This window comes from Bifidobacterium sp. ESL0682 (assembly GCF_029392815.1).
GTDB lineage: Bacteria > Actinomycetota > Actinomycetes > Actinomycetales > Bifidobacteriaceae > Bifidobacterium.
Window position 1 is genome coordinate 1,543,132 of the sequence record NZ_CP113942.1, and the last position, 17,561, is coordinate 1,560,692.

Here is a 17,561-nt window from a genome sequence, read left to right on the forward strand (position 1 = left end):
CAGGCATTTCATAAGCGAAAGTCCGTTATCGAATGATTACCGTCGATAACGGACTTTCATGTATTTGCATCACCAGAAACGGCTCGGCGCACGAGAAAAGGTCGAAGTCCCGTCCTTGCTGCGCGCATAGGAAAGATGAAGCGAATCCTCGGCGCGGGTGACGGCCACGTAGAACAGTCTACGCTCTTCCTCCAACGCTTCGCCAGGAGCCGGCGAGCCATACGGCAGCAGCCCTTCTGAGCAGCCGATGATGAAGACGTGTTTGAACTCCAAACCTTTTGCGGCGTGGATCGAAGAGATGGTGACACCTGGTTCACGCCTGCTGGCAAGGACTTCCAACGCCTCGCGACGGCTTGCATTGTCATCTTCCAAGACCGTGTCCTGCCCGCTGGCGTCGTGGCGAGTGCGATAAGGAATACCCTGATCTTTCAACGCTTTGCACACCACCTGCTGTTGGGCGTTGAGCCGCGTCAACACCGCGCAATCGGACGGTTTCGCCCCCTCGGCTATGAACTGGGCGATGCGTTTGGCCACACCCTGCGCTTCTTCTTCATCACTCTCATAAAGCGGTTTTTACCACGCGCATGCCTTCGTTTTTGTCTCTTGCGGAAGACAGACGCAGGTACTGGTCCCGGTCGGGCGCGCCGGCAAGCACACGGTTGGCCGTCGAGACGACTTGCGGGGTGGAACGGTAATCGGTGTTGAGGTTGACGTCGGCGGTCAGTTTGCCGAACTCACCGGCGAAATTCAACAGGTCGTAGCTGGATGCCCCGGCGAAGGAATAAATGGTCTGGGCGGGGTCGCCCACCACGCATACGTTGCGGTTGTCGCCCAGCCACAGGTCCATGAGACGGTGCTGCAGGGGCGAAACATCCTGATATTCGTCGACAGTGAGCCAACCGACCGATTGCCGAATCTGCGCGGCCTGTTCGTCGAAAGCCTCAAGCACATGACAGTCGAGAAGCAGGATATCGTTGAAATCCATCTCGCCACGCGAGGTCTTTTCTTGCTCGTAGGCCGTGTAGACATCGGCAAAGCGTTGTGGATCAAGCTCTGCAGGCGGGATGCGATGAGTAGCCGCGCAGACACGTTGATAGTCTTCCGGAGCAACCAACGAAACCTTGGCCCAGTTGATTTCGGCGAGCAGATTACGTCTGGCGATGCCGTCGAATTGATCGGAGCCGGTAGCTCGTTTGAGCGCCCGAGCCATGATTTCCTGCGTATCCTCGAGGACGTGCGGGAATGGAGCTTCGCTGACCTCATACCAGACCCGGCGCAACTGGTGCAACGCCGCGGAATGGAATGTGGCAGCGGTGACCTTGTCCCCCACCCCGAGCGCGCCCAAACGCTGTTTCATCTCGTCGGCGGCCTTCACCGAAAACGTGACGGCGAGCGCACGACTGGCATCCCACTGCCCTTTGGCACAACCGTAAGCAATACGGCGCGTGACGGTGCGCGTCTTGCCCGCTCCGGCTCCGGCGATGATGCGCACAGGGCCTTCGAGGGCGGTGGCGGCGGCACGTTGGGCGTCGTCCAACCCCTCAAGCATCGTTTCGGCATCGCGGGTGGTCATATCTGCCTATTCTGCCAGCCGCACCCGATAGACCCGCAAGCGCGGCGAATCCAAGAAAACACTAGGACATACGATGTATTAATCTGGTAGATGTGACTTTACGAAGCAAGTTTATGTTGGCGGCACTCGCCTCAGCCGCCATGCCGAAGACCTCTGTGGCAGGGGTATGCGAACACGACGAAGCCAATACTACCGACAACGAGGCCGGTATCGACTATGCCGTGGTGCAGGACACCGCAGGACGCCGTTATGACGTATTCGTCTCGAGCGAGGAAAAAGGCAAGAAGCGCCTCGCGGGGCGAGTCAAGGCGGCACGGGTACTCGCCAAATCCCATGAGATGAGCGGACTCGGCTTTGCGGTCGACCGTGCGCTGGCGTTCAGCCCGGCGGGAACGGGCAGCCCGACCGGCAAGACCTCTGTGCTAGTAACCCCGCACGTCGAGGGCGAACCCCGCCAGCTCGACCTACTGACTTTGCAGGATGCGTCCAGCGTCGGCACAGCCATCGGTGCGATTCACCGTCAACGCACCGAATTTTTGACCGAGGCCAAATACCCGTCCTTCACCACCGGGCAGATTCACGCACAGCTGACGGGTTGGATCAAGCGTTTGCAGCAGGCGGGCCACGTACCGCCGGCCATCACGTCAAGCTGGGCGAACATCATCGAGACGGACGGGCTATGGTCCTTCTCCACCACGTTGACCCACGGCGGCTTCTCCGACGGTGACTTCCTTTTCTCCGACTCCACCATCACCGAGGTCAGCAACTGGCAGGACATGCAGATCAACGATCCTGCGCGTGACCTGGCCTGGATATTCGCCAAGCTGGACGAGGACCATCGTAATGCGCTGATGAGTGCCTACGGCAGGATGATGGGTTCTCGCGTCGACGATTTGATTCTTTTGCGTGCCAACCTGTGGCTGCAGATGGAGCAGGTCGGCGAATTCATCGAGGCATTGGGGCGCGCGGACAACACCAGGATTCTGCAATTCAAGGCCCAGGTGGAACATCTGGCCCATCAGTTGACCGTTGTGGCCAACAAGGCCGCCGGTGCAGCCACCGCGGCATCGGCCGTTGTGGCGCCCAAGAACGGTTCCTCTTCGGATTCTTCAGACTCCGCCGACGCTTCACCTCAACTCGACGATGACGCCACCGGAGAGACCGACAAAACCGGTTCTGCTGAAATCACGAAGCTCGTGGAGGAAAGCGACAGCACCGCCGACCGACCAGCGCACTTCAAGACATTCTCGGCGCACTCTCTTGATAAGAGCGAAGACGACGATCGAACCAATGACAAGCAATCGCGAATCGGGCATTCTGCGCCGTTGTATTCCAATATGCCCAATCCCTCGTCTTCGGCCACCATGGTGTTGACCGAGGCAGGCAAGGCCTCTGTCGACGACGATATCGATGACGAGTCGGATGAAACCGGTGAAACGGTCTATAGCCACAGAAATGACGATTCAGACGACACCGAAGCGTCCGCCAATAAGATTTCTTGGCACGTGCAGTATTCCAAAGACGACGACACGTACGACAAATCGCCCGCCGCAAAATCCATCAGCCACGATGCGCCCACCACGCTTATCCCCCAGCTCGAGCGCGAAGAACAAGCCTTGCGCGACGCCCAAGAAGGGCTTGAGGAAGCCGAAAAGAAGGCGAATCATTCGCTATCCGAGACCACCGGCAACAGCGATGGTTCCTCCGAAACCGACAGTTCGGAAGAGGTTGAGAGTGCCGACAAGACCGATAGCTCTGATGGAATCGACAAGTCGTCAGACTCGGACAAAACCGAAGACACCGTCGACTCTGACGACACCAGCAGTATCGACGACTAGGACAAATCCGCACAATCCTAGCCAAAAGCGTAATGACCGACCCTCGGGCAAAATAAAACCTAAGAACAATTTCAACAGAAAGAGGCAATACATGGATGTCGAACTCGGGATTCAGAATGTGGCACGTCCGGTCAATTTCACCACCGAGCAAAACGCCGACGAGGTCAGCAAAGCGATTTCGCAGGCCGTGAGCCAAGGTCAGCCGATCGATCTGGTCGACGACAAGAACCGTCACATCATGGTGCCGGCCGGCGCGCTGGGCTATGCCATTGTGGGTTCGGAGACCAAGCACGCTGTCGGCTTCGGCGCCCTCTAAATTTCGTATCATCGTCTTCGTGGGAAGGCCACAACGTCTCTACGAGCCTCGATGAATAAATCATAGTGATGCCCTGTTTGGTGCTTTAAGCATCTAGCAGGGCATCGCTTTACCTTTTAGTGTTTCACACTATATCCTGGTACGTTGCAACGGCGTCCCTCTACAATGATTTTCTCTACCGATAATCCGGTTTGCCGATTCCTCCGCCAAGAGCGCTATGAAACGAGCTTGATGGCTCCGCGCCGCACGATTTCGGCAACGACGTCGTCTTCGGTCAGGTTCTCCCCCAGTTTGTTCGGCTTACCTGCACCATGCCAATCCGATCCGCCGGTCACCAAAAGCCCCAATTCCTTGGCAAGATTGAGCAAATGCTGCCTCGATTCCGAACTGTTGCCACGGTGCCAGACCTCCAGACCGCTAAGCCCGGCCTCAGCCAACCGCCGAATCTGCTCGTCGGATAGCAGCACCTTGTTGCGGCTGCAATCTGCAGGGTGTGCAACGACGCTTACTCCCCGGCCTCTTTCACCACTTCGACTACTTGCAGAGCGGTCGGCGAAGGCGTAGGAATGTAATATTCACTGGAAGCCGAGATGGCGTTGGCAAACGCTTCCGATCTGGTGCGGTAGACACCGGCGGCTACCAACGCATCGGCCATGTGCGGCCGACCGACCGTGGTCTCGTCACCCTTTTTGGCCTGTTTAAGCACATCGTCCCAGCTGATTGGAAAATCCTTTGCCAAGTGTGCAACCATACGCTTGGCACGAGTGACACGCGCAGCTCTTGTAGAAGCGAACAACTCAATGATTCCTGCATCGTCCGGGTCGTACTGATAGGCCAGCATATGCACGGAAACTTGATCGTCCTGAGCGGTGATTTCGCTGCCACGCAACAATGGAAAACCTTGGGATTGTGCGGCTTGCTGCGCGTCGGCCCAACCTGCGGTGGTGTCGTGGTCGGTAATGGCCACACCGTGCAAACCCAGCGAAGAAGCGAGCTCAACAAGCTGCGTCGGGGTCTTGGTGCCATCAGAGAAAACCGTGTGGCAGTGAAGATCCCAACCTGCGCTCGGAGTATAATCGTTATATTCATCGCTTGCCATACGACCATCGTAAGCCCACGTATCCGACAGCAAGCTACAAGACAAATCCATTGGAACGCATATATGTCAACCACACACTCTGCTGATGCCATCAGCGATCAAAAACAGCAAGAAACGGTGGAGAATCTCAAGCAATTCCTTCCTCAATCCGGCAACCGTGAGCCCACAGGCTTCTTCCACGATTGTTTGTGGAATTACGGCGTCATGCTTGTCGGCGCAGCTGTCGGCCTCTTCGCTTCGTTGATGCTCGCTGCAGACACCCTGAAACTTGCCCGCAACCCCAACCAAGCCCTTGGCTGCGATGTGAACTCCGTGCTCTCCTGCTCGGATGTGGCCAAATCCTGGCAGGCCGAAATTATCCGGTTCGGCGACCTGCGATTCCCGAACGCCTTCTTCGGCATCGCCGCCTATTCTGTGTTCATCACCATTGCGGTCATCGGCATGTGCAATGTCAAACTGCCGCGCTGGTTCTCCACCTGCACCTGGTTAGGTGGCCTCTTCGCCATCTGCTACGCCTACTGGCTGATGAGCCAGTCCATGTTCGTCATCAAGGCGCTCTGCCCCTGGTGCATGACCATGATGTTCGCCACCACAGTCATGTTCATAGCGCTAAGCCATGCCACGGTGACAGTACAGAAGATTCCGCGCAAACGCAAGGCGCTCAACACTTACTACCGCATGCGTTACGACTGGATGGTCGACGCCCTCTGGATCGTCGCCATCATCGCGCTGATTTTCCTGAAGGAAGGAAGGCTCCGCGCTTTTCGCATAAGCATTCCGGCACTATTCAAGAACCCGCATGTTCACCACATTGATGCGATGAACATGCGGGTTCTTTTGTCTCAGGTATTTGGATACCGTCGTTTCAGCCGTTTCTCGAAATCTTGCGTTCCAAATCCATACCGCTCCTACAGCAGTTCCACTTTGGCCACGATGACCGCGGCACCAGTCAGCTTCACGTCCTCATCGCTGACTTCGACCCGTACCAAGCCGCCACGAATGGTGATGTCCCAACGACTGACACCGGTTTTGGCCCGCAACGTCACCGCCGTGGCACCAAGCCCCGTACCACAGGAAAGCGTCTCTCCGCACCCACGTTCGTTGACACGCATGGTGGCCTTGCCGATATTCCCGGCTTTGTCGCATGCGTCGATACGCACGAATTCGGCATTCTGATCGGTTTCGATCACCGGGCTCACCATCGGCTTGACAATGAGATTCAGATCTTCAACGGCAGGCAACGTGGCCTTGCCGTCTTCCAAAACCGAGACAACATGCGGGTTGCCCATATCCACGAACGTGCCTTCGGCCTCACCGGAGGTGCCGGGGATGGTAACCGCGTAGGCATCCACATCGCCGATTTTTCCTGCGCCCAGGCTTACCTGAAACACATCCTGACCATAAGGCTCAAGCGCTCCCAGCGAGCGCAGGGTCTTGACCCCGGCCCGTGTGCCCAGTTTGAACGGCGCACCACCCGGAGCGTCTGCTATACCTGCCCGCTGCGCAAGCAACGTGGTCACCCTCGTGCCATTGCCACACATTTCCGCGAGCGTTCCGTCGGCGTTGCGGTAATCCATGAACCATTCGGCACCGCCATCGTGGCATTGCGCGACCTGTTCGACGGAAAGATCGCTGACGCATTCGGGCTTGGTCAAACGAATCAGCCCGTCGGCACCAACACCGAAATGACGGTCGCAGACATGGCGGATCTCGTCGGCGTTTGGCTCGAACTCGCCGGTCCTGTCGATGTAGATGACGAAATCGTTGCCCGTGCCGTGGCCCTTGTAGACATATTGCGGAAGACTCATAACCGACAGTTTACCTGCTCCTGAGCCTCATGCCGAGAGCCAAGAGCCGAAAGCTGAGAACCGGAACCCGGAGCGCCCGATTAACGCTTTCGCCTCTGGGCACGACGATATGGTTCTTATTAGCACAGTTGGGCTATCATGTGTATGTTCGCTCAGGCAGTTATCAAACAACAACAAATGGCTAGGCTTACAATCAGACTGGTCAAAATCGTGGTGAAAGAGGACGGTATGGCAAGCAACGCTCCCATAGGCGTGTTCGATTCGGGGCTGGGCGGCATTTCCGTCGTACGTGAAATCCGCAAGGAAATGCCGGGCGAGCGAATCGTCTATTTCGGTGATTCCGCCAACGCACCATATGGCACCAAATCACCTGAAGAGGTCCGCAAACTTTCCTTCGCCATCGTCGAGCGATTCATCGCCATGGGCGTCAAAGCCATCGTCATCGCCTGCAACACCGCGACCTCGGCTGCCGTAAACGATTTGCGCGCAACTTACGATCTGCCCATTATCAGCATGGAACCGGCGCTCAAAGTAGCGTGCGACCGCGGGCATGGCGAGCCGCAACGCGTCATCGTCGCCGCCACCCCGCTGACACTGCGAGAGAAAAATTCACCGCACTGATGAATCGTTTCAGCGCCACCAACACCATCTACCGTCAGCCTTGCCCTGACCTAGTGGAAATCGTGGAACATGACCAGCTTGAGGACCACGACCTCGTCATGCGCACCTTGCACCGTTATTTCGACAGCTACGATCTCGAATCCATCGACTCGGTGGTGCTCGGCTGCACGCATTTCGTCTTCTACCGTGATTATTTCCGCGAGCTGCTCCCCGCTTCCACCGCTATCATCGACGGCAACGAGGGCACTGCCCGGCATCTGCACGACCTGCTAGCCGCCGCCGACGAACTAGCAGCCCCAGATGCCGAAGGCAGCGTAACCTTGGAAAACTCAGACACCAGCGAGCGTATGGCCGCTCTGGCCGCTAAACGCCTTAATGCGTAAAATACATCAACGCTTGCAACAAACCATATAGAGATCCAACGCCTTAAGCATCAACCAATACGCGGCCGCTGACCAGGCGGTTAAGGCTGACCTGCTGCTCAGCTGCTTCCATGGCCAATTCACGATGCTGCTCAGGAGTAACGCGCACCACAAATTTGCCTGAATAATGCTTGTCAGCTATTGGTTCTGGCACACTCTCGTCATTGGCTTCCATGTCTTCAACGGTCTGTGCCGTCAGATTGCAGATACCTTGAAAAGCCTCAACCTGGCTCTTGCTCAGCCAGGAAAGACTCGGGAATTCAACGACAGTACCCACAAATTCGCCATCGTCCGAACTCCAACTGACCCGATACGTGTAATGATGAATGTCTACCATTTATATCCTCTCAGCGTTTACCTTCAGTTAGCCTGCCGATAGCTTTCAATACCTGGCGTACTTGATATGGCTTTGCTAAACCATGCTCATTTTGAATATTCACTCGTGGGTCACCGGCCCACGGTGTCTTATAGACGCAATGACTCGTCGAATGTTGTCGCGGCTGTCCAAAATACGCCTCACACACCTTCTGCAAATCGGCATATCGTATCCCCTGCGGGCTACTGCGCATTCTCTGAACAATCTTCCCTATGTCTCCCATTGCTCTATGGTATCACTATTGATACTATAGAGCAATGCGCTCTTCTTCCGTTTACTACATTTTTGACATTCTTTAGCGTCACAAACAAGACAAAAAGATAGACCATGACCGAATGGAGACACTGGAACCAGGATGTCCGTAAGGCGGACGTATGCTCGGTTAACTAAGGATAATGACTACGGCACGAAGGAAAGGTGACGCAATGACGAAAACCGCTTTGATCGATGTCGGTGGAGGCTTCCGTTCCATTTACGGGGCAGGCGTGATGGATCGGCTGATGGACAAAGGCATCGTGTTCGACAAGTGCTACGGCGTCTCTGCGGGCAGCGCGAACATGATCTCCTACATTTCCGGCCAGCGTGGTCGCACCTATAAGTTCTATACGGAATACGCCTTCCGCCCCGAATATGCCAGCGCCACCAACTTCTTCAAGCTGCATAATTACGCTAATCTGGACTATATCTACGGCACCCTGTCCAACTCCGACGGCGAATATCCCGTCGACTACCCCGCCTTTGCCGCCTCACCCACCGAATTCACGGTGGTAGCCTGCGACGCACGCAATGGCTACGCACGCTATTTCGACAAGTCGGACGTGCATCAGGACAATTATGACGTTATGAAGGCCTCAAGCGCGGTTCCGGTCGCTTGCGAACCGTACCTCATCGACGGCGTTCCCTATTACGACGGCGGTATCGCCGACCCGATTCCCGTGCAACTGGCGGCCGACGAGGGTTACGACCGCATCGTGCTCATTCTCACGCATCAGCGTGATTTCGTGCGTGAAGCCAAGAAGGACGCAGCTCCGGCGGCGTTATTGAAGCACTCCTACCCCGCTGCTGCGGAACGGCTCAAGAACCGCTATCGCACATACAACGAAGAAATGCAAGTCGCCGAGCGTATGGCCGCCGACGGCAATGTGTTGATTCTCGCTCCTGACGACCTGTGCGGATTGGACACGCTGAGCAAGAACGCCGAGGGATTGGAAGAGATGTATCAGAAAGGACTCGATGCGGCCGAAGCCGTGCCTGATTTCCTCTCGAACTGATTCGATAAGTTCCAAATCTGATATCAGCGTCGGCAAATGGCTGCACGAGTAATGTTCACACCGTTTATCGGCGTCAATATGTCAGATTGATGAATACAAAACGATGGGGCGGATTCCTTGGGTGAGCAAGGAATCCGCCCCAACTTATTGACACCCCGTCGTGTCTAGGTCAAGCCGTCCGATTTGCTGGGCACCTTGGCCAGTACTGCTTATTATAGTGGATAAATCGTAAATCTGCCGAATTAACAGACAAGATTTATCGATTTATGCAACCTATTTATTTCGCCTCGTTGGAGGTGACCATGGCCTTGGTGACCTCATCGAAAAGCTGCTGGTAGCCGCCGGGCGTGGAAGCCGGAAGCACCACGGTCTTGGCATTGCCGGATTCGCTCAGCGAGCGCATCACGTCGAGGTACTGGTTGAACAGCACCACGTTGTTGACGTCGGCGATATCCATGCCCACACCTTGCAGGCTCTTGATCTGGTCGACGATGCCGTTGGCGATCTCGCGACGGTAGTTGGCCTGGCCTTCGCCCTGAAGACGGGTCTTCTCGGCGTCTGCGGTGGCCTGTGTCTCAATCTGGATGCGCTGGGCATCGGCACGCTGGCGGGTGGCTTCCTTCTCACGCTGGGCGGCGTTGATGGAATCCATCGCGGTCTTGACGGCCGGACTCGGGTCGATGGCGGTAATCAGGGTCTTGACGACGGTGAAGCCGAACTTCGACATCTCGCCGCCCACCGTCTTCTGCACGTCGGCGGCCACGTCGTCCTTCTTGGCAAACGCATCGTCGAGCGAAAGTGCAGGAATGGCGGAACGCAGAGCATCCTCGACGTAGCTGCGCAGCTGGCCGGCCGGATCGCGAAGCTCATAGTAGGCGGTGGCCACATTGTTGGGATCTACGCGGAACTGGGTGGAGGCGACTACAGTGACGAAGACGTTGTCGAGCGTCTTGGTCTCAAGCTTCACATTGAGCTGGTTGACGCGCATGTTGGTCTTGGTGGCGATGCGGTCGGCGAACGGAACCTTCAGATGGATGCCCGCGAGCTCGACCTTCAAGAATTTACCGAAACGTTCGATAACGTATGCCTGCTGCTGCGGCACCACGAAAATACCTGAGACAATCAACCCAATGATAATTATCAGAACGATAATCAGGAAAATAAGCCCTACCATGTTCTCTCTTTCTTTCAAGGTTTCGATGCCGTCGTCCGCGAATCCGCGATGTGCCCGGCATCATCCACCGGCTTGCGACTTCATCGCTTCCGCCGATGCACTACATGAAATCGTAGCAGAACATCAGGCAATTATCGAAGTGCCATACCAGCCACCAATACAGCGAGGCTCGCCACCATCATGCCCGCACTATGGGCAACCGCCCACCATGGATGGCGGGCTTGCAGAAGTTTCGCGCCTTCCACGCTGGCGGTGCTGAAGGTCGAATAACCACCAAGGAATCCAGAAGCGAGCAGATACTGCAATGTCGCTGTGCCGGCATGGGCACCGCACCAGCCCGCTACCAGGCCCATTGCGAGACAGGCAGTGATGTTGACGACGACGGTGCCGCAAGGAAACGGCAGACGGATATGGTTGTTGACCCATGCGTCGACGCTATATCGAGTGAACGCACCAAGCCCACCCAACAGCGAAGCTGCAATGAGCAGGCCAAACGCACTGCCGTGCCGCCAGTCCTCGTTGACTATCAGCGCAGCTAAGGCCACGCAAAGGAAGATAACGAGCGCAATTTTGCAGGGGGCCACGGTCAGGTTCGGAAGACGAAGATGCGTCATCAGCGGATTCACGACCGGAAGATGCGCCTTCACGAGTATCGCCGTTACGCGTGGCAATCCTGCGAACATGCCATTCCCCGATGGACCTGCCAGCCGCAAAACCCAGCAACGCGCACACAAGCCCCACGACGACGCTCACCAGCAGATAGGCCAATGCGATACCCGCCTTGCCGTTCTCCAAACGTTTAGCAACTTCGAGCATCAACGTGCTGTACGTGGTATAGCCGCCGATCAGGCCCGTCCCCAGGGAAAGCCTCATCACCTTCCAGATGCCGATATCCGGGCCGAGCACGGCCATGTATGCCGTGATACAGCCAAGTAAAAACGCACCGGTGAGATTGATGACGGTGGTCATCCACGGCCATGCCGCCGTGGCAGGTTGCAGGGCGCTCAACGCCAGACGCACCAACGACCCGCAAGCACCTCCGGCGACAAGTCCCACGGCGATTGCGCCACGAGCAACGACGGCGGATTCGGTTTCATGCCGCATTTCGGATTTCATTGACTTCACTCCTGAAACGACCACGATCCGGCAACTACCCGGCTAGGGATTCTCAGCAGAACAGCAGCGAATCCGAAGCCTCTCCATCTGCTGCCCACATCACTATTTATTTCCCGAAGCTAACCTTGCTGTTTGACAAATCCGCCACAGCAGACAAAACGACGCCAAATGACGTATATTACGTTCTACTCCTGCGGCTCCCGTCCAAGCCATTCAAAACAACGTACTCATTGACGCAACAACTGATAAAATGGATCACTTAAAATTTTGATGTTCATTTATACTCAATAATTATATGGTTAGATAAGACTAAAAACGTTTTAAATAGTGCCTTTTTCATTGCTTGCCGTCGAGCCTTATCACTATTCTTTCATATTGGTTCAAGTTCTATCTTTTGCCACAGCGCAAAAGGCCGGAAGATATATCATAGGAGATTTCATGACCACAGTTGCTGTCATTGGATGCACTCATGCGGGAACATTTGCCGCGAGATCTATTCTGAAAAACCATCCCAATTGGACGGTCGACGTCTTCGAGAAAAACGACACCGTTTCCTTCCTCTCCTGTGCCATTGCGCTGTGGGCAGGCGATCATGTGAGCGGTACGGAAAAGATGTTCTACACCTCCCCGAGGAACTCGAAAAGGCCGGCGCAAGCATGCACATGCGTCATGAAGTCACCGACGTTGACGTCAAAGGAAAAAAACTTGACGCCACCGACCTCGAAACCGGTGAATCAAAGCAATATCGATTCGACAAACTCGTGGTGACCACCGGCTCCTCACCCGCCACCCCGTTCATCCAAGGACTGCGAGAGGCTCTGCAAAGCGGCCAGGCCATGCTGTGCAAGGACTTCAACGACGGCAAACGCATCGTCGAACAGACCAAGAAGGCCAAGTCCATCATCGTCATCGGGGCAGGCTACGTCGGCAGCGAATTGGCCGAGCAGTTGAGCACCCGTGACATCAAGGTCACGTTGATCGACGCCTTGCCTCACGTACTTGACAACAACTACGACAAGTCCGTCACCGATCAGGCGGAGGCGGCGTTCCGCGACCACGGCGTGACCTTGGCCATGAATCAAAAGGTCGTCGCTTTCCGTCCTGAAACGGGCGACGACGGGGTGGAGGATTCGAAGATCACCGTGGTCACCGAGCTCGACGAATACACCGCCGACTTGGTCGTTATGGGAGCCGGTTTCGTGCCAAATACCCGACTCGTCTCCTCGCAGTTGCGCACGTTGGGGTATGGCGCCATCATCGTCGACCAATACATGCGCGCTTCCACTCCTAACAACGAGATACTCGATTACGTGTTCGCCGCCGGCGATTGCGCCACGGTGCATTTCAACCCTACGGATTCCGACGAATACCGTCCGCTCGCCTCCAACGCCATTCGCGAGGCCATGCTCATCGGCGAGAACATCGAAGAGCCGACCAAGGAATATGCCGGCACGCAGGCAACCAGCGCCGTCCAGCTTTATGACCTCTCAATGTCGTCGAGCGGTATGACTTTGGATCTTGCCCAACGCCGCCGCATCGAAGCCGATTCCGTGACCATCAAGGAAAACTATCGACCGGACTTCATGCTTTCGACCACTCCCGTGACCGAGACCCTCGTCTATGACAAACAGAACGGCCGCATCCTTGGAGCCCAGTTCGCCGCCAAGCACGACATTTCTATGGCCGCCAACCTCATTTCCGTGGCAATCCAAGCCAGGTTCACCATTGACCAGCTCGCCTCCACGGACATGCTTTTCCAGCCGAACTTCAACCAGCCGGTCAATTATGTGAGCCAGTTGGCCATGGCCGCCGTAGCCAAGCGCGACTCGGAACTTGCAAACAACGAAGAGGGCGCAAGCGAGAGCAAATGATGACTGATAACAGCGGATTGCGCTGCGGATAACTGGCAGCAAGCGCAATTATGATCAGTCCAAAATTAAGCCGGTTCTGAGTCGCGAACGATACTAATAATCCGAATACGGTTTCGGCGTTTGGACGAAACCGTCAACGATTGAACATATTAAAAATGCGGGGCATTGCCATTGATCAGCAATGCCCCGCATGTATATTCAGTTATTTTTTATCGACTCGCAATCTGTCACTCGGTACGCAGCGCCGTGGCCGGATCCTGCTTGGCGGCCTTGCGCGACGGGATGAGCCCGCCAATCAACGTCAGCACCACCGACAGCACAATCAGGATGATCGCGCCGGAAAGCGGCAGGGCGGCATTGACGCGGTTGGTGCCCATGAAGTGGTGCATCAGCGCGTTGCCTGGCACAATCAGTATCAGTGTCACCGCAATGCCTATTACACCGGCACATAGGCCGATAATGCCCGTCTCGGCATTGAAGACTGTGGAGACGTTGTGCTTCGAAGCACCCATCGCGCGCAAGATACCGATTTCCTTGGTACGTTCGAGCACCGAGATGTAGGTGATGATGCCAATCATGATCGAGGAAACCACCAGCGAGACTGCAACGAAGGCGATCAAGACGTAGGTGATGACGTTGATGATGGTGGTCACCGAGTTCATCATCAGACCCGCGTAATCGGTGTAGACGATGCGATCCTTCTTCTTGGCACCGTCGTTGTACTGCTTGATGGCGTCCTCGATCTTGTTCTTCGCATCGAAACTGTCGGCGTAGATCTTGATGGAGCTTGGGGCGTCACGGCCGATGACACCGAAATCGGCGAGGTTGCCGTTGTAGGTGCCGGTGGAGACGTATTGGTTGTAGATCGAGACCAGTACGTTTTCCGGAGCGGTGGCGAGATAGTTGCTGAAGGCCTGCGCCACCTGCTGCTCGTTCATGCCGGAGACCGCTTCCTGCGGATTGCTGGCTGCCGCCGAATTACCGGCTGCGGCCGCAGCGGCGTTGCGCTGATTGGTGACATCCACGGACTGGTTGGAGCTGGCTGCACCCATGCCACCAGGAGCCTGGGTCATGAGATTTTTAGCCATGTTCGCCTGATCCGAGACCGGCAATGAGGCTACGTAAGCCTTGGCGTTGGCCGCCTTGGTCGCATCATCTGAAGGGGCGAAAGTCATGCCGTTGAGCACATTGTGGGCAGGGTCGGCCTTCTGAGCGTCGACGATCTGACTCGATTTCGCGTGATCAATCAGAGAATTGGTGAGCATACGCGTGTACCCGACGCCCGGCGCCAACGGTGTGGTCTTGGCATCACTGTTGGCACGGATGACGCCCACGACCTTGAGCTTGACCGCAGACTGCGAATCCATGAGCTTGCCGACCTGATCAGCGTCGTTGCCCACGTACTGGTAGTGGCCGTTCGCATCCTTGACGTACTGGTCGGCGGCGGGCAGCAGGGTCAGTGGCTGGTTCATCGCCTTGGAATAGTCGATACGGGAGGTGTTGGTCTTGACCTTTTCACCGCTGTTGAGCTTGTTCATCATGTCGTTGTAATCGGATGCGGGCAGCAAACCGAGTTCGTAGACCTGAGTAAGCGGAATCTCGTTGTTCTTGTCAAGCACGAGCACCACCTGGTTGCTCGACTTCGGCCAATGGCCCTTGACCATCTGGTAGTTGTCGGTGATCACCGAGCTGATGGGCTGCTTGTCGGCATGTTCGCCGGGCATGATCTCGGTGAACGCGGACGGCGCCTTGTTGTTGTCGGTCTTGCCGGTGAATTGGGACATCTGCATGGATTGCAGGCTGGAGAAATCGGTCGAGGACGAATTGAGACCGGCAATCTTGCCGGCCACGGACTGCGAGGCCGAGCCGCCCAACTTCACGCCTTCGACATCCACAAGGGCGCCTGTGGAATCGTGGGTGAACACGGAGAACTTGGGTGAGTACGAGTACTGGATGCCGACGTCGCCAACATGCTTGCGCACGTCATTGTCCGGCTTGTCGAGATATTGCTTGAACGGACTCAGGTTGTTGCTGGTGATGCCCGTGGTGACCGACGCTGCGCCCTTGACGCTGGAGTCATCGGGATAGATGCCGTTGCGCGGCTTGGCCTTCTGCTTGGAATCGGCCGCCGCCTGGGCCGTGTCCATGATCTTGTTCATGTCAAAGGTCTGTTCGTTGATCTCGATGGGGTACGAGGTCAGCGTCTCCTTCTGGATGTCCGCAATATAGCGGTTCACACCCGTGGAAACAGAAAGAATCAGTGCGATGCCAATAATGCCAATCGAGCCGGCGAAGGAGGTGAGAATCGTCCTCGCCTTCTTGCTTTTGAGATTGTTGAAGCTCAAGGCGACCGCAGTGGCGAACGACATCGAGGCCTTGCCCATGGTGCGGTGTACGGCCGGCTTTTCGTCGGCTACCTCCTCGGGCTCGACAGGCCTTGAATCGCCAAGAATCACACCGTCTTTCAGCTCGACGATACGGTTGGCGTATTGATGGGCAAGCTCCGGGTTGTGGGTGACCATGACCACCAGGCGGTCTTTGGCCACTTCCTTAAGCAAATCCATGATCTGCACGGAGGTCTCGGAATCAAGCGCACCCGTGGGCTCGTCGGCCAGCACGATGCTTGGGTCGTTGACCAGGGCGCGGGCGATGGCCACGCGCTGCATCTGGCCGCCGGAAAGCTGGTTCGGCTTTTTGTTGATATGCTCGCCGAGGCCGACCTTCTTCAACGCATCTTCCGCACGCTTGCGCCGGTCAGCACGTGAGACACCGGAAATGGTGAGAGCCAACTCCACATTGGAGAGGATGGTCTGGTGAGGAATGAGGTTGTAGCTCTGGAAGACGAAGCCAACCGTGTGGTTGCGGTAAGAGTCCCAATCGCGATCCTTGTATTTCTTGGTCGACGTACCATTGATCACCAGATCGCCGGAATCGTAGCGGTCAAGGCCGCCGATGATGTTCAGAAGCGTCGTCTTACCTGAACCGGAAGGTCCCAGAATCGCGACAAACTCATTGTCGCGCAACGTCAGACTCACATGATCCAACGCCTGCTGAACAAAATCACCCGTCTTATACTGCTTGCTGATGTCTTTGATTTGTAGCACAGATTCCCTCTCTCTGCCTAGTTATTGTGTTGTTCACCACATCAAAACTTCGTCTTGCAACTCTACCCCAACGCACGACCGACCACGACCGTCGTGTGGCGGGCATTTGCAGGCCACGAACACACTTGATTCGGACCCCGCATGAGTCATTTGCTATTCCCGATTTACGCTTCTCATGCAATCCGTTTTCCCTACGCGTTTTCTTCGCTATAGTGACGAATACATTGCAGGCGCTGCTTAACGACTCCTTGTCGCCCGGCACCTCATGAACTTGAAATCTATGGAAGGACTCACCATGAGCAAAAAAATCGCTGTTGTGGCCGCCAATGGCAAATCCGGCCGACTGATCGTCGAAGAGGCCGTCAACCGAGGGATGGACGTCACCGCCATCGTGCGCGGCGAGAACAAGACCAAGGCGCAGCATGCCATCGTCAAGGACCTCTACGATCTGACCGCCGAGGACCTCGCTGGCTTCGATGCCGTCGTTGACGCCTTCGGCATCTTTGACCCGGCCAAACTGGACGAGCACAGCACTTCGCTGAAGCACCTGGCCGACGCGCTTTCCGGCAGCGACACCCGTCTGCTGGTAGTCGGCGGCGCCGGCAGCCTCTACACCGACAAGGCACACACCAATCAGCTTTCCGATTCGTTCCCGGACAACATCAAGGGCGTTCCGCTGGCGATGGGTAAGGCGCTCGATGCGCTGCGCGAACGCAACGACGTGCATTGGACCTACATGAGCCCCGCCGGCGATTTCCAGGCCGACGGCGAGCGCACCGGCAAGTACGAGCTGGCCGGCGAAGAATACACCACCGACAGCGACGGCAAGAGCGCCATCAGCTATGCCGATTACGCGGTGGCGATGGTCGACGAAATCGACAGCGACCAGCCGCACGACCGCGAGCGTATCTCCGTGCGCTGGTAAAAGTAGCGCATACCATATCTGACGAATGTGGCTTCCAACCGATGAAT

Annotated in this window: 10 protein-coding genes and 5 pseudogenes; 7 read left to right on the forward strand and 8 right to left on the reverse strand. The window is 56.3% G+C overall.

What is annotated here, in order from left to right:
* Positions 1–69 precede the first annotated feature (69 nt).
* Positions 70–1,573 (reverse strand): annotated as a pseudogene (locus tag OZX57_RS06605) (ATP-dependent helicase).
* A gap of 113 nt (positions 1,574–1,686) precedes the next feature.
* Between OZX57_RS06605 and OZX57_RS06610 the strand changes: the two are divergent.
* Both OZX57_RS06610 and OZX57_RS06615 read left to right on the forward strand, forming a co-directional pair.
* Positions 1,687–3,411 carry a phosphotransferase gene (locus OZX57_RS06610; protein ID WP_277161899.1) on the forward strand — a complete coding sequence of 575 codons (1,725 nt, stop codon included), beginning with the start codon at positions 1,687–1,689 and terminating at the stop codon, positions 3,409–3,411.
* 91 nt (positions 3,412–3,502) lie between these two features.
* Positions 3,503–3,727, forward strand: a complete 225-nt coding sequence (locus OZX57_RS06615) for a DUF3107 domain-containing protein (protein WP_277161900.1) — start codon at positions 3,503–3,505, stop codon at positions 3,725–3,727.
* Between the two features lie 215 nt (positions 3,728–3,942).
* Here the strand turns inward: OZX57_RS06615 and OZX57_RS06620 are convergent.
* Positions 3,943–4,826: pseudogene (locus OZX57_RS06620) on the reverse strand (PHP domain-containing protein).
* A 186-nt stretch (positions 4,827–5,012) separates the two neighbouring features.
* Here OZX57_RS06620 and OZX57_RS06625 point away from each other — a divergent pair.
* A pseudogene (locus tag OZX57_RS06625) lies at positions 5,013–5,576 on the forward strand (vitamin K epoxide reductase family protein); the annotation flags it as partial.
* Between the two features lie 158 nt (positions 5,577–5,734).
* Here OZX57_RS06625 and dapF read toward each other — a convergent pair.
* Positions 5,735–6,634, reverse strand: coding sequence for a diaminopimelate epimerase (gene dapF, locus OZX57_RS06630; protein ID WP_277161901.1), 900 nt, complete (start codon positions 6,632–6,634; stop codon positions 5,735–5,737).
* 228 nt (positions 6,635–6,862) lie between these two features.
* Here dapF and murI point away from each other — a divergent pair.
* Positions 6,863–7,638: pseudogene (murI, locus tag OZX57_RS06635) on the forward strand (glutamate racemase).
* A gap of 43 nt (positions 7,639–7,681) precedes the next feature.
* Here murI and OZX57_RS06640 read toward each other — a convergent pair.
* Positions 7,682–8,014 (reverse strand): type II toxin-antitoxin system HicB family antitoxin, encoded by a 333-nt coding sequence (locus OZX57_RS06640; RefSeq protein WP_277161902.1) that lies wholly within the window; start codon positions 8,012–8,014, stop codon positions 7,682–7,684.
* Between the two features lie 464 nt (positions 8,015–8,478).
* Here OZX57_RS06640 and OZX57_RS06645 point away from each other — a divergent pair, with 464 nt between their 5' ends.
* Positions 8,479–9,324: a patatin family protein gene (locus tag OZX57_RS06645; protein ID WP_277161903.1), complete on the forward strand. Its 846-nt coding sequence runs from the start codon at positions 8,479–8,481 to the stop codon at positions 9,322–9,324.
* Between the two features lie 277 nt (positions 9,325–9,601).
* Here OZX57_RS06645 and OZX57_RS06650 read toward each other — a convergent pair whose 3' ends face one another.
* The 3 genes from OZX57_RS06650 to OZX57_RS06660 form a co-directional block, all read right to left on the reverse strand.
* Complete coding sequence (locus OZX57_RS06650) at positions 9,602–10,498, reverse strand: SPFH domain-containing protein (protein ID WP_277161904.1); 897 nt, start codon at positions 10,496–10,498, stop codon at positions 9,602–9,604.
* Between the two features lie 131 nt (positions 10,499–10,629).
* Positions 10,630–10,965: a CrcB family protein gene (locus tag OZX57_RS06655; RefSeq protein WP_277161905.1), complete on the reverse strand. Its 336-nt coding sequence runs from the start codon at positions 10,963–10,965 to the stop codon at positions 10,630–10,632.
* Positions 10,934–11,614 (reverse strand): CrcB family protein, encoded by a 681-nt coding sequence (locus OZX57_RS06660; protein WP_277161906.1) that lies wholly within the window; start codon positions 11,612–11,614, stop codon positions 10,934–10,936. The genes OZX57_RS06655 and OZX57_RS06660 overlap by 32 nt, the downstream gene beginning before the upstream one ends.
* Before the next feature lie 438 nt (positions 11,615–12,052).
* On the opposite strand from OZX57_RS06660, the pseudogene OZX57_RS06665 reads away from it, so the two are divergent.
* Positions 12,053–13,485: pseudogene (locus tag OZX57_RS06665) on the forward strand (FAD-dependent oxidoreductase).
* Between the two features lie 227 nt (positions 13,486–13,712).
* On the opposite strand, the gene OZX57_RS06670 reads toward OZX57_RS06665, so the two are convergent.
* Positions 13,713–16,589 carry an ABC transporter ATP-binding protein/permease gene (locus tag OZX57_RS06670; RefSeq protein WP_277161908.1) on the reverse strand — a complete coding sequence of 959 codons (2,877 nt, stop codon included), beginning with the start codon at positions 16,587–16,589 and terminating at the stop codon, positions 13,713–13,715.
* Positions 16,590–16,884: 295 nt separating this feature from the next.
* Here OZX57_RS06670 and OZX57_RS06675 point away from each other — a divergent pair, with 295 nt between their 5' ends.
* Entirely contained in the window at positions 16,885–17,514 is a 630-nt protein-coding gene (locus OZX57_RS06675) for an NAD(P)H-binding protein (RefSeq protein WP_277161909.1), read from the forward strand.
* The last annotated feature ends 47 nt before the right edge of the window (positions 17,515–17,561 follow it).

Excerpts from the sequence above, each read along its gene's own strand:
- OZX57_RS06610 (WP_277161899.1), top strand. The coding sequence starts at position 1,687 with ATGTTGGCGGCACTCGCCTCAGCCGCCATGCCGAAGACCTCTGTGGCA.
- OZX57_RS06615 (WP_277161900.1), top strand. The coding sequence starts at position 3,503 with ATGGATGTCGAACTCGGGATTCAGAATGTGGCACGTCCGGTCAATTTC.
- dapF (WP_277161901.1), bottom strand. The coding sequence starts at position 6,634 with ATGAGTCTTCCGCAATATGTCTACAAGGGCCACGGCACGGGCAACGAT.
- OZX57_RS06640 (WP_277161902.1), bottom strand. The coding sequence starts at position 8,014 with ATGGTAGACATTCATCATTACACGTATCGGGTCAGTTGGAGTTCGGAC.
- OZX57_RS06645 (WP_277161903.1), top strand. The coding sequence starts at position 8,479 with ATGACGAAAACCGCTTTGATCGATGTCGGTGGAGGCTTCCGTTCCATT.
- OZX57_RS06650 (WP_277161904.1), bottom strand. The coding sequence starts at position 10,498 with ATGGTAGGGCTTATTTTCCTGATTATCGTTCTGATAATTATCATTGGG.
- OZX57_RS06660 (WP_277161906.1), bottom strand. The coding sequence starts at position 11,614 with ATGAAATCCGAAATGCGGCATGAAACCGAATCCGCCGTCGTTGCTCGT.
- OZX57_RS06675 (WP_277161909.1), top strand. The coding sequence starts at position 16,885 with ATGAGCAAAAAAATCGCTGTTGTGGCCGCCAATGGCAAATCCGGCCGA.